The following is a 13712-nucleotide window of genomic DNA, read 5'->3' as shown; positions in this document are numbered from 1 at the left end:
ATGATGAATTGAAGTAAATGAAATCTCTAAACTTATCGGAATCCATGACGTTATAAGGCAAAATTCTTTACTATCTTTAAAACCATCTAAAACAATGAAATGCCTCACTTCTCAACATCAGCGACCCAATCATCTGGTAGCCCGTTAAAAACATCAGAATTTTCTTCAAGCCGGCTGGCAAATACCATTAAAGCCCAAAGGCCTTTCAAATCCGGCCGCATCACTCCCTGGTTTTTACTATTAACAATAATAAGCATGTCAGCCTGCCAGCAAAAAGCAGATCACACCCAAAAAACAAACAAAGCCATGGAACTGAATTACACTAAGAAGCTCGAAAACACTAAAACCTACTACCCCTTTGCAAAATGGCGTGAAGCCTATAACGATGGCCTGAAGCAGTACACGCAGGAAAACTGCGATAAAGCACAGCATATTTTTGATGAGCTGATCAGCGAACTGTCGGCTAAAGGCCAGGAAGCAACTAAAGCAGAAAAAGAAAAACTATTCGGGAAAGCCGTGTTAAGCCTCAACAAGCTCAGCGAAGAAATCGACGACCTCATCGAAACCATGGAACGCGAAGACCTCTGCGAACTGATCGACCAGATCACCATCGCCGCAGGCCTCAACCCTAAAGACTACGCCGATGGCGAAGGCATCGCCGACGAATGGCGGGAGTGGTAAGCGCATAACTGCAATCCCTCCCAATGAACAGTTATCAAGTTGGCAGTTTTCAGTTAACACCGTCATTGCGAAGCTGGGTTAGTGTGAGCTGAAGCAATCTAAATCAGTCAGTGGTAATAATTAGAGATTGCTTCGTACCTCGCAATGACGACTTGTTGAGCCCTCCACAACACCCCTGCACCCTGCTATCCGGCCTAGGATATGCAGGAAGGAGAAAACGTTAAAGCTTATTCATCAAACTTTCAACCCAGCACAAGCCAAGGCAACGCGTCCTGTTCCGACTTTTCGTCGGAATACTTGTGTTGCCGCAAACAAAGCTTTAACGAATTTATCCGACTGCAGATCCAAGCCTTGATTTTTTGTTTCTTTTTTATCAAGAAAAAAGAAAGAGCCCTTGCGGCGATGAGCAAATAATCAGTTTTCAATTAACACCGTCATTGCGAAGCTGGATTAGTGCGAGCTGAAGCAATATATATCAATCAGTGGTATAATTAGAGATTGCTTCGTACCTCGCAATGACGACTCGTGGAGACCAATAAACTAATGACTAATGAACTATTGAACCAGCCGAATGCCTCCACAACACCCCTGCACCCTGCGACCCGGCCTAGCCCATCGAGGCAGCAGAAAGCAAGGGAATACATGCAATCCCTTTCATTTCTCTACAACCCAAGGGAATTTGCAGCCCTAGGGGGGATGTGTACGGGCCTGGCCTCAAATTACCGCCATTGGTATTCCCTTAGCTTAATGCAACAAGAGGGGCAAGCCTTGATCTTTTGTTTCTTTTGGATCAAGCCAAAAGAAAGAGCCCTTGCGGCGGTGAGCAAATAGTTAATGACCAATAAAAAATGCCACTCCAGATGTCCAGAGAAACACCCCGCCCTGCGGGCACCCCTCTGAAAGAGGGGAATAACTACCCCAACTCCCACCTCACCCCATCAACCCGCTCCTCCTTCACCACTACCCTTTCCTTTACAGGCGTTTCAAACACCACCTCAACCCCATCACGGAGGTGCAGGCAATGCACCAGCTGGCAAGCGAAATACCTGCGATCATTCCTTCTGGAGCCATCCTCAACATAAGAAATACCGATGGCTACCAGCAACACCCGATCCCCATCCGGCTCAACGGGCAGGCTAAGTTTAGCCCCGGGAAATGTTTTTTCCGCCATTGCCACCTGCAAATCATTCACCTGAATGATTTCATACTGCCCGTTATTCAGGTTGAAATTAAACACCATCACCTGCAATACGGCGAAGTCAGCTTTCGGCATAACCCTCAGGAGCATGCCCGTTTCCACTTTCGGCAGCAGCAATTGGAAGCTCCCCGGGTTCAGCAAGTGGATTTCAGGTAAGAGGTGCAGCAACCTTTCCAGCCGCGTAGCCGCATTAAATTCAAAGCCCTGAAGCAACGCCACATTGCCATCTGCCAGACGCTTATTCCCGGCATTTGCGGCAGGCACCGTCGCGAAAACTGCTACAAGCCGCTTATTAAGCCGGTTGTGCAGGTCGCCATAACCATAACTTTTAACCATTGGCGCAAAGGCCTTTCTGATGTAAGCAGCATTTCTGCTGGCCTCACCGAAATCATGCGCACTTTTGCGACTCTTTTCAGAAAGCTGATAAGCTGAGGTTTTCTGCCGAACGACATCCTTTTTCCCTCTTTTATAAAAAACAAGATCACCCAGCTGACCGGAAAATCTGACAATCCCATTTAATGTGGCCATAATTGTTTATATTAGCGTTACAAAGGGATTGATCAATCCAATATAGCAATTTCGCTACGGTTTCCGCCAATAATTCTAAATGTTAAGTCCACCTCAAGTCCGCCTGAAGTCCACCTTTAGTCCACGTTCTATCCACCCTTACTCCATATTATATCCCAGTGTACCCCAATAATACTTCAGTAACACTTCGATTCCCGGGAACTAAAGTATTCAGGGATCAGACCGGGATAGCAATAGGATAGCAATTAAATCATCGCCCGATCAGGCCCGGCGTAGCGATGGTTTCCAAAACCCCAGCCGAACAAGTCCCGGAGTTTTCCAAATGTTAAGGTTAAGAAAGGCCGAAGCACAGTTGCAGGCTTACGCAATAACCAGTTTTCAATTACCAATTTTCAATGAAGTTAATGAGGAGGTTATTAACGCCAAACGTCATGCTGAATTTATTTCAGCATCTATTGGAAAGGAGACCCTGAAACAAGTTCAGGGTGACGGACCGGAGTGTCGTTTCGCTCTGAATGAGTCTTTCTGCTCAAGCTGTCATCCTGAGCGTAGTCGAAGGATCTTTTTTGTTTTACATCCACTTTAAAAGATCCCTCTATTCCGCTGCGCTCCAATCGGGATGACGACTTGTGGCGAGCAAATAATCAGTTTTCAATTGGCAGTTTTCAGTTACCAATGAACTAATGACCAATGAACTATTGAACAGTTGGCAGTTTTCAGTTAACACCGTCATTGCGAAGCCGGGAATGAGCGAGCTGAAGCAATCTATATCAGTCAGTGGTAATAATTATAGATTGCTTCGTACCTCGCAATGACGACTTGTAGAGACTAATGACTAATGAACTATTCGTCCAACTCAACCAGTCATCCTGAGCGTAGTCGAAGGACTTTTTCATCCTACAACAGCTTCAAAGATCCCGCTATTCCGCTGCGCTCCAATCGGGATGACGACTTGTGAATGTAAAGACAATATACTGGGGCAGTGCAAAATGTTTGAACGATGCCAGTAGTAAACAGATCCTTCCTGTCGTCAGGATGACAGCAGGGGTGAGCGGAGAATATTGCGACATGGGATAGAAATTAACCACCCCCAACCCCTCCTTAAAAAAGGATGGGAGTTAAAGGCGATGTGCAGAAAATTTGATGATGGAATTGTGCTATTACCACTGTTTTTTAGTCGGTGGGTTTTCTGGCCTAGGAGATGCAGGACCAGCCGAAGCCCTCCATAACACCCCTGCACCCTGCTACCGGCCTAGCCCATCGAGGCAGCAGAAAGCAAGGGAATACCTGAAATCCCTTTCATTTCCCCACAATCCAAGGGAATTTGCAGCCCTAGGGGGATGTGTACGGGCCTGGCCTCAAATTACCGCCATTGGTATTCCCTTAGCTTTATGCAACAAGAGGGGCAAGCCTTGATTTTTTGGTCCTTTTTTATCAAGAAAAAAGGACTAGCCCTTGCGGCAATGAGCAAATAGTTAATGACCAATGTTCAATTACCAATTATCAAAAATGTTAACGAAGAGATTATTAACACCAAACGTCATGCTGAATTTATTTCAGCATCTCATGAAAGAGAGACCCTGAAACAAGTTCAGGGTGACGGACTGGAGTGTCATTTCGCTATGAAGGAATCGTCCCTACTCAAACTGTCATCCTGAGCGTAGTCGAAGGACGCTTTTCATCCTACAACAGCTTCAAAGATCCCTCTATTCCGCTGCGCTCCAATCGGGATGACGACTTGTGGCGAGCAAATAATCAGTTTTCAATTGGCAGTTTTCAGTTACCAATAAACTAATGACCAATGAACTATTGAACAGTTGGCCGTTTTCAGTTAACACCGTCATTGCGAAGCTGGATTAGTGCGAGCTGAAGCAATCTATATCAATCAGTGGTAATAATTAGAGATTGCTTCGTACCTCGCAATGACGACTCGTAGAGACCAATGAACTAATGACAAATGAACCAATGACTAATGAACTAATAACAAATGACAAATGAACCATTTTTTACCACATCAAATACATAAAAAACCATCACCTTTTACTACCTTTGCGGCTCAAAATTTACAGTAGAATGAGTCAACCCATTAAAATCAAAAACGCTTTAATTTCAGTATATTATAAAGATGGTTTAGCACCATTGGTAAAATTGTTAGCCGCTCAGGGCGTACAGCTCTTTTCAACAGGTGGTACCGAACAGTTTATTAAAGATTTAAACCTGCCAGTTACAGCAGTTGAAGATTTAACCGGATACCCTTCTATCTTAGGCGGACGGGTTAAAACCCTTCACCCGAAAGTTTTCGGTGGTATTTTAAACCGCAGGGGACTGGAAGGCGACCAGCAGCAGATTGCAGAATACGAAATCCCTGAAATCGACCTGGTAATTGTTGATTTATATCCTTTCGAAGAAACTGTAAAAGCTGGTGGAACACCGGAAGAAATTATCGAGAAAATCGACATTGGCGGTATCTCTTTAATCCGTGCCGCAGCGAAAAACTTCAACGATGTGGTGATCATCGCTTCGAAAAACGATTACCCTACCCTTCAGGCACAACTCGAAGAACAAAATGGCGAAACAACGCTGGCACAGCGTAAAGCTTATGCAAAGAAAGCTTTCCATACCTCTTCACACTACGATACAGCTATTTTTAATTACTTCAATCAGGAAGAACCGCTGGAGGTTTTCAAACAAAGTGTAACCGAAGCAAAGACCTTGCGTTACGGCGAAAACCCACACCAGGGCGCTGTATTCTATGGCGATTTAGATGCCATGTTTACCAAACTGAACGGCAAGGAACTTTCATATAACAATTTAGTAGATGTTGATGCAGCAGTAGCTTTAATCGATGAGTTCGAAGAGCCTACTTTCGCCATCTTAAAACATACCAATGCCTGCGGAATCGCTTCACGTCCAACGGTTAAACAAGCCTGGATAGATGCATTGGCCTGCGATCCGGTTTCAGCTTTCGGTGGTGTACTGATCACCAACGTAACTGTCGACCTGGAAACCGCTGAAGAAATTAACAACCTGTTTTTCGAGGTTTTAATTGCACCTGCATACCAGCCTGAAGCCGTTGAATTGTTCAGCAAAAAGAAAAACCGCGTGATTTTACAACGCAACGAGGTTGAACTGAGCAAAAAACAATTCAAAACCTTATTAAACGGCGTAATTGAGCAGGATAAAGATTTAATTATCGAAGGTCCTGAACAAATGACAACCGTAACGGAAAAAGCACCAACTGCACAGGAGCTGAAAGATTTACACTTCGCGAATAAAATTGTTAAACATACTAAATCGAACACCATTGTATTGGTTAAAGATGATGTATTGATTGCAAGCGGTGTTGGTCAGACTTCAAGAGTTGATGCCTTAAGACAGGCGATTGAAAAAGCAGCTTCATTCGGTTTCAGCGTTAAAGGAAGTGCCATGGCATCTGATGCCTTCTTCCCTTTCCCTGATTGTGTTGAAATTGCTGCCGATGCCGGAATTACAGCGGTATTACAACCTGGAGGCTCAATTAAAGATGCTGATTCGGTTGCTAAGGCAAATGAAAAAGGCATCGCAATGGTTACCACCGGCGTTAGACACTTTAAGCACTAGTTTTAAGCTCAGCGGAGAAAGACTAAAGCGCATTGCAAATAGCTTTCCGCTTTAAGCTTTTAGCTTTAGTCTTTTAGCTTTCAGCTTTTCACTTTCTTCATAAAGAAAATAACACTTAAAACAATAAAAAAGCTATTTTTACATTAGCTATAGTATAGATTTTTAAAAACATAGAAAAAAAACCTTTTACATGGGATTATTTAACTGGTTTACGCAGGAAGTTGCCATTGATTTGGGAACCGCGAATACCCTGATTATACATAACGATAAAGTGGTTGTAGATGAACCATCAATCGTTGCTTTCGACCGCACAACAAACAAAGTTATCGCCATTGGTCGTCAGGCGATGCAAATGGAGGGTAAAACCCACGATAACATTAAAACCGTTCGCCCTTTAAAGGATGGTGTAATTGCCGATTTCAATGCTGCTGAGGCAATGATCAAAGGCATGATCCGCATGCTTAACGGCGGTAAAGGCTGGATGTTCCCCTCATTACGTATGGTAATCTGTATCCCTTCGGGTATTACCGAAGTGGAGAAACGTGCTGTACGCGATTCGGCGGAGATTGCTGGTGCCAAAGAAGTGTACCTTATCCACGAGCCAATGGCAGCAGCCGTAGGTATCGGTATCGATGTGGAAGAACCTATGGGTAACATGATTATCGATATCGGTGGTGGTACTACCGAGATTGCGGTTATTGCCTTATCGGGTATTGTTTGCGACCAGTCCATCCGCGTTGCGGGAGACAACTTCGACTCTGATATTGTGAATTACATCCGCCGTCAGCATAACATCATGATTGGTGATCGTACTGCCGAGAAAATTAAAATTGAAGTGGGTGCCGCTTTACCTGAGTTACAGGACGCCCCTGCCGATTTCGCTGTACAAGGGCGTGATTTAATGACGGGTGTTCCAAAACAGATTACGGTTTCTTACACTGAAATTGCACACTGTTTAGATAAATCGATTTCGAAAATTGAAGAGGCGATTTTAAAAGCACTGGAGATTACACCTCCTGAGCTTTCGGCAGATATTTACCAGACGGGTATTTACCTAACCGGAGGTGGTGCATTGTTAAGAGGTTTAGATAAACGTGTAGCTGCGAAAACAAAACTTCCGGTACATGTAGCTGAAGATCCGTTACGTGCAGTAGTTCGCGGAACCGGTATCGCCCTTAAAAACATCGGAACGTATAAATTCTTAATGCAATAAGCCGGAATTACGATTTTAGATAGTTGATTGACGATTGATGAACAGCGAGCTATTAAAAAACAGGACAAAAGCTTTTTCAATAGCCGTTGCCAGCTTAATTAATAAATTACCTGTCAATATCGTTAACAAGAATTATGCTAATCAATTAATCAGGAGTTCGAGTTCAGTTGGTGCAAACTATAGAGCGGCCTGCAGGGCAAAATCGACTGCTGATTTTTTGAACAAATTAAAGATTGTAGAGGAAGAATTGGACGAATCGATGTTCTTTTTAGAATTGCTTGAAGAATTTAATATCCAAATGAAGGATGATATTCTCTCAAACTGGAAAGAGGGCAATGAATTACTAGCTATTGTTGTTGCCTCAATTATCACAGTTCGTAAAAAAGAGCAAGACCGTAAATCGTAGTCCTAAAACAGGTAGTTTTATTGAAACCATGCAGGCAATCGTAAATCGTAAATCTAAAATCGTAAATCAATATGCACTTAGTTTTAATGGAACTTTGCAGGCAATCCTAAATCGTAAATCTAAAATCGTAAATCAATATGCATTTAGTTTTAATGGAACTTTGCAGGCAATCCTAAATCGTAAATCTAAAATCGTAAATCAATATGCGTAACCTTTGGATTTTTATAAGCAGATACAACGCATTTTTCCTGTTCATTATCTTTTTCTTTATCGGGATTTATTTAACGGTTAAGAACAATGCGTATCAGCGCAGCATTACCCTGAACTCGACAAACGAAGTGGTGGGTACCGCTTATGAAAGGCTGAATGTTTTAAAAAGATACCTGAACTTAGGGAAGGTAAACGATAGTCTGGCTGCAGAAAATGCAAAGCTCAAAACAACCTTACTGGCATTAAGCACCATCGATTCGGCTAAAGATATTAAGGTGGTTGATACCCTAACCAAACAGCAATTTACTTACCTCGCTGCCAAAGTGGTTAAAAACTCCGTTACCTTACGTAATAATGTAATGACGGTTAATAAGGGTACACTTGATGGTATAAAAAGCGGAATGGCTGTAATATCGCCGCAAAAAGGCGTTGTAGGCTTTATCCGCGATGTATCGGAGCACCTGGCAACCATTCAGTCGCTTTTACATAAAGACACCAAAATCAGTGTGGTAATCAAAAAAAATAATGCTTTGGGTTCACTGGTTTGGGGAGATAATAACTTCGATATTCGTAAAGCGCTGATAAAGGAAGTGCCCAATCATATAAAAATGATTGTAGGCGATACTGTTGTAACTTCAGGCTACGGAGAATTTCCGGCTGGGATTTTAGTCGGGAGGTTAAGTAAAACCAACGTTGCTACAAACGATAATTTTTTATCGGCAGAGCTGAATTTATTTAACGATTTCTCAAGCCTGCAATATGTATACGTGGTGAAAAACAAGCTGGCAGAAGAACAGGAACTTTTAGAAAACCCGGTTAAACCGAAAAAATGAACAGCAGAATAATAATTGTAAATATCATCAGGTGGTTTGTCCTGCTTTTTGTGCAGATATTTTTGCTCAAAAACATGGGCTTTTATGATCTCTCCACACCTTTTATTTACGTGCTGTTTTTACTTTTGCTACCCTTTGGCATCCCGAATATAGTATTATACCTGCTTGCTTTCGGCACGGGTTTAACACTCGATGCCTTTTACGATACCATGGGCGTACATGCTACAGCCTGTGTGGTAATGGCCTTTGTGCGGATATCATTTATTTCCATCAGCTTAAATAAGGATGCTATCGACGATCCTGAACCATCATTAAGCTATATGGGTTTCCAGTGGTTTTTGCTTTACGCTTTCCTTTGTGTAATTACGCATCACCTGGTATTATTCTTTTTAGAAACATTCAGGTTAACAGAAATTGGTTATACCTTAATGAGATGCGGCTTAAGTTGTATCTTTACGCTACTTATTATTTTACTGGTAGAGTTTATCTTCTATAAAAGAACATCCCGCTAATGGAGCAATTATTTAACCGGAAATACATCGTACAGGGTTTATTTATCGTAATCGCCCTGATCTTACTTGCCAAGCTCTTTTACATCCAGATTATCAGTGATAAGGCCTTTGTTGCTGCCGAAAGTAATGTACTGAAAAAGAAATATAAATATCCGGCCAGGGGCGCCATCCTCGATCGTAACATGAAGGTAATTGTGCAGAACGAACCCGTGTACGATTTAATGGTTATCCCCAATGAGGTAAAGCCTTTCGATACACTTGCGCTGGCCAATGCCCTGGAGATTTCTATTGAAGATGTTAGAAAAAACCTGCGCAAGGCAAGACTGAAATCGAACTACCAGGCAACACCTTTTTCAAAGCAGATTTCGGTACAGAGTTATGCCAGGCTACAGGAAGTAATGTACCGATTCCCGGGTTTCTCTACCCAAGACCGTACCGTTCGCCATTATCCCGATAGTGTTGGCGGCCAGCTTTTTGGTTATGTAAAGGAAGTAAGTGAAGCTGACATCGAAAAATCGGAAGGTTTTTACCGTCCCGGTGATTACAAGGGAAAAAGCGGGCTCGAATTCTCTTACGAAGAAACATTAAGGGGCGAAAAGGGCGTGGTTAATACCGTATACGATGCTAAAAACACCCCACAGGGCAGTTATGCCAATGGTAAATATGATGTGAATGCAGTAGCCGGCGAAAGATTGATCTCCGGACTTGATATCCGCATACAAAAGCTTGGCGAGGAACTGATGAAAAACAAGGTGGGTGCAATTGTGGCCATCGAACCTTCATCGGGTGAAATATTAGCCTTTGTGAGCAGCCCTGGCTATGACCCCAACATTCTTGTGGGGAAAGGTTTCACGAACAACTACATGGACCAGATTATTGGTAACCCTTATAAGCCATCCATTGTACGCCCCATTCAGGGTAAATACCCTCCGGGCTCTTCTTTTAAACCAATTGATGCCTTACTGGCTTTACAGGAAGGCGTTATTGATGTGAATACAACTTTCAATTGCCCGGGTTATTATATGGCGGGAAACCATAAAGTTAAATGTGAGCACGTAGATGGCAACATCAGCATGCGCAGGGGCATTGCCCGCAGCTGCAATACCTACTTCTGCCACGTTTTTCAAAAGTTAATTACCAAAAACGGCATGAAAAACCAGCGTGCAACTTATCAGGACTGGCGTGATAAAATTGCCAAATTTGGTTTTGGGCAGAAACTGGATATCGATCTCCCTTTCGAGAAGCAGGGCTATTTCTATAATGCCGATCATTATGATAAAATATATGGCAAGCGTTGGGGTTATACCACAGTAATCTCTCAGGCAATTGGCCAGGGAGAGATTACGGCAACACCATTGCAGATTGCCAATGCCATGGCCATTATTGCCAACCGTGGTTATTACATTAAACCGCACTTAATAAAAGCCATGGGCGATAAAATTAAGAAGGAATATAAAGACAAAAACTATGTTGGTGTTGATGCAAAGTATTTTGAGCCGGTAATTGATGGAATGCAGGATTGTGTAAACAGTGCCTGGGGAACAGCAACACTTTCTCGGATTCCCGATTTGTTATTATGCGGTAAAACCGGAACGGTGCAGAACCCGCACGGGAAAAACCACTCCGTATTTATCGGCTTTGCCCCTCGCGATAATCCGAAAATTGCCATTGCGGTAATCGTAGAAAACGCAGGTTTCGGAAGTACCTATGCCGCCCCAATCGCCAGTTATATGGTAGAAAAGTATATTAAAGGTAGCGTAACCGGTGCCAGGGCCAATCAGGTAGAATGGATGAAAAACCAGAACCTGCTTCCCGTACTCATCGATAAAAGCAAAAAGCTTAAGCTTAGCAAAGCAGATAGCCTGATTATCAAAAAAACAGATTCGATGAAAAGGGTTAACGATAGTTTAAAAATAAAAGCTGCAACGGCAAAAAAGCCGCTTACGGCACAGTTATTAAATAAAACGGCTGGCACTTTAAATCCCGATCAAACTAAAAAATGATGCAACAGCAAGGCAACAGGTTCTTCTTTAATGTCGATTGGATTACGGTATTAATCTATATCGCACTTTGTGCCATTGGTTTTACCAACATCTATGCATCCATTCCACACCCGGAGAATTCGGCAGCTTTCGATTTCACCAGCAGTTATGGAAAACAGTTGATCTACATTATCACCGGTTTGATACTTGGCTTATCGATATTGCTGTTTGATGGCCGCCTCTTTAACGTTTTTGCACCTTTTATTTACGGCGCAACCCTGGTCCTGCTGGTCAGCGTGTTGTTTGTAGGCCGTAATGTTGGTGGTAACCAGGCCTGGATTCCTATTGGTTCTTTCCGATTGCAACCCTCTGAGTTTGCAAAGTTTGGAACCGCCCTGCTCCTGGCCAGGTATGTAAGTACTTTCAATCCAAAGTTCAGGGACTTTAAATCGATTTTCATTGCGGGTATTATTGTTGCTGCACCACTCCTATTAATCATGATGCAGCCCGATACGGGTTCGGCGCTGGTATTCCTGGCCTTCATGTTCCCCCTATACCGCGAGGGTTTATCAGGTTATTTCCTGCTGATATTTTTAGGGATGATTGTGCTCTTTGTCGCCGACTTCCTTGTACCGACATCGGTATTGATCGTTATCCTGGTGAGCATTTGTGCCTTGTTTATCTATGCCAACAAACGCAAGCAGAAGCTCATTATCACCACGGTATTCGTTACCCTGGTAGCCATAGCTTATCTCTTCCTGGTTAAAGTTGCTTATGAGAAAGTACTTCAGCCACACCAGCGAAGCCGTATTGAACTGATGCTGGGCTTAAAAACAGATAACCGTGGTGCGGGTTACAATGTAATCCAGTCGCAGATTGCCATTGGCTCCGGACAGGCCACGGGCAGAGGCTTTTTGCAGGGTACACAAACGAAATATGGTTATGTACCGGCGCAGAGTACCGACTTTATTTTCTCTACGGTTGGAGAAGAATGGGGCTTTGTAGGCTGTTCGGTAATTATTGGTTTGTTTATCTTCCTGCTCTTAAGGATCATTAACCTTGCCGAGCGGCAGCGTTCGACCTTTTCAAGGGTTTATGGCTATTGCGTGGCCTGTATTTTATTCTTCCACGTATTCATTAATATTGGAATGACGATCGGTATTATTCCCGTAATCGGCATTCCGCTTCCTTTTATCAGCTACGGGGGTTCCTCGCTCTGGAGTTTTACCATGTTGCTGTTTATATTCCTGAAACTGGATTCGAACCGGATGGGATTTATTTAGGGTTCAGTAGTTCATTGGTCATTAGTTCATTGATCATTGGGAACTGCCAACTGAAAACTGCCAACTGAGAACTGTTCACTGCTCTCCACAAGTCGTCATCCCGATTGGAGCGCAGCGGAATAGAGGGATCTTTGGAGCTGTTTTAAGATAAAAAAGATCCTTCGACTACGCTCAGGATGACAGTTTGAGTTGGACGAAATAGTTCACTGCTCTCCAAAAGTCGTTATTGCGAGGAGGAACGACGAAGCAATCTCTTCTTAAATTATACCACTTACATATATAGATTGCTTCAGCTCGCACTAACCCAGCTTTGCAATGACGGTGTTAACTGAAAACTGCCAACCGCCAACTGTTCAATAGTTCATTTGTCATTAGTTCATTAGTCTCAACAACTCGTCATCCCGATTGGAGCGCAGCGGAATAGAGGGATCTTCGAAGCTGTTGTAGGATGAAAAGGGTCCTTCGACTACGCTCAGGATGACAGTTTGAGTTGGACGAAATAGTTCACTGCTCTCCCCAAGTCGTCATTGCGAGGAGGAACGACAAAGCAATCTCTTCTTAAATTATACCACTTACATATATAGATTGCTTCAGCTCGCACTAACCCGGCTTCGCAAAGACGAATGAGTCAATCCTTCGACTACGCTCAGGATGACAGGTTGAGTAGGACGATTCCTCAACTCGGCACTCCGCTTTGAAAAGATTTCTCCGCTACGGTCGAAATGACACTCCAGTCCGTCACCCTGAACTTGTTTCAGGGTCTTCTTTCCAGTAGATGCTGAAATAAATTCAGCATGACGTTTGGAGTTAATAATCACTTCGTTAACATTTTTGATAATTGGTTATTGAACATTGGTTATTGAACATTGGTCATTAGTCATTGGGAACTGCCAACTGAAAACTGCCAACTGAAAACTGTTCATTGGTCTCCAAAAGTCGTCATTGCGAGGTACGAAGCAATCTCTTCTTAAATTATACCATTTACATATATAGATTGCTTCAGCTCGCACTAACCCAGCTTCGCAAAGACAAATGAGTCAATCCTTCGACTACGCTCAGGATGACAGGGTTGAGTTGGACGATTCCTCAACTCGGCATTCGCTTCGAAAAGATTTCTCCGCTACGGTCGAAATGTCACTCCAGTCCGTCACCCTGAACTTGTTTCAGGGTCTCCTTTCCAGTAGATGCTGAAATAAATTCAGCATGACGTTTGGAGTTAATAATCACTTCGTTAACATTTTTGATAATTGGTTATTGAACATTGGT

At 43.1% G+C, this 13712-nt stretch carries 10 protein-coding genes; 9 read left to right on the top strand and 1 reads right to left on the bottom strand.

All coding sequences use genetic code 11. From position 1 onward, the window contains the following. Window positions 1–99 precede the first annotated feature (99 nt). The gene (locus tag R2R71_RS19280; RefSeq protein ID WP_316832917.1) at window positions 100–681 is read left to right on the top strand and encodes a hypothetical protein; all 582 of its coding nucleotides are present in this window, start codon (window positions 100–102) and stop codon (window positions 679–681) included. Window positions 682–1594: 913 nt separating this feature from the next. On the opposite strand, the gene R2R71_RS19275 is transcribed toward R2R71_RS19280, so the two are convergent. Then, the gene (locus tag R2R71_RS19275) at window positions 1595–2407 is read right to left on the bottom strand and encodes a hypothetical protein (protein WP_316832916.1); all 813 of its coding nucleotides are present in this window, start codon (window positions 2405–2407) and stop codon (window positions 1595–1597) included. 322 nt (window positions 2408–2729) lie between these two features. Between R2R71_RS19275 and R2R71_RS19270 the strand changes: the two genes are divergently transcribed. The 8 genes from R2R71_RS19270 (at window position 2730) to rodA (ending at window position 12446) form a co-directional block, all read left to right on the top strand. Then, complete coding sequence (locus tag R2R71_RS19270) at window positions 2730–2993, top strand: hypothetical protein (RefSeq protein ID WP_316832915.1); 264 nt, start codon at window positions 2730–2732, stop codon at window positions 2991–2993. Between the two features lie 1487 nt (window positions 2994–4480). Continuing rightward, entirely contained in the window at window positions 4481–6007 is a 1527-nt protein-coding gene (gene purH, locus R2R71_RS19265) for a bifunctional phosphoribosylaminoimidazolecarboxamide formyltransferase/IMP cyclohydrolase (RefSeq protein ID WP_316832914.1), read from the top strand. Window positions 6008–6197: 190 nt separating this feature from the next. Further along, on the top strand, window positions 6198–7220 hold the full coding sequence (locus R2R71_RS19260; RefSeq protein ID WP_056092903.1) for a rod shape-determining protein: 1023 nt from the start codon (window positions 6198–6200) through the stop codon (window positions 7218–7220). A gap of 37 nt (window positions 7221–7257) precedes the next feature. Beyond that, window positions 7258–7626, top strand: a complete 369-nt coding sequence (locus R2R71_RS19255; RefSeq protein WP_316832913.1) for a four helix bundle protein — start codon at window positions 7258–7260, stop codon at window positions 7624–7626. A gap of 203 nt (window positions 7627–7829) precedes the next feature. Next, on the top strand, window positions 7830–8669 hold the full coding sequence (mreC, locus tag R2R71_RS19250; RefSeq protein ID WP_316832912.1) for a rod shape-determining protein MreC: 840 nt from the start codon (window positions 7830–7832) through the stop codon (window positions 8667–8669). Further along, complete coding sequence (locus R2R71_RS19245) at window positions 8666–9181, top strand: rod shape-determining protein MreD (protein ID WP_316832911.1); 516 nt, start codon at window positions 8666–8668, stop codon at window positions 9179–9181. The genes mreC and R2R71_RS19245 overlap by 4 nt, the downstream gene beginning before the upstream one ends. Continuing rightward, window positions 9181–11184, top strand: coding sequence for a penicillin-binding protein 2 (mrdA, locus tag R2R71_RS19240; RefSeq protein ID WP_316832910.1), 2004 nt, complete (start codon window positions 9181–9183; stop codon window positions 11182–11184). The genes R2R71_RS19245 and mrdA overlap by 1 nt, the downstream gene beginning before the upstream one ends. After that, window positions 11184–12446, top strand: a complete 1263-nt coding sequence (rodA, locus tag R2R71_RS19235) for a rod shape-determining protein RodA (RefSeq protein ID WP_410478246.1) — start codon at window positions 11184–11186, stop codon at window positions 12444–12446. The genes mrdA and rodA overlap by 1 nt, the downstream gene beginning before the upstream one ends. Window positions 12447–13712: the final 1266 nt, after the last annotated feature.

Origin of the sequence: Pedobacter aquatilis, assembly GCF_032678405.1 — a bacterium.
GTDB classification, from domain to species: domain Bacteria; phylum Bacteroidota; class Bacteroidia; order Sphingobacteriales; family Sphingobacteriaceae; genus Pedobacter; species Pedobacter aquatilis_A.
This window is presented reverse-complemented; position numbering and strand designations above follow the sequence as displayed.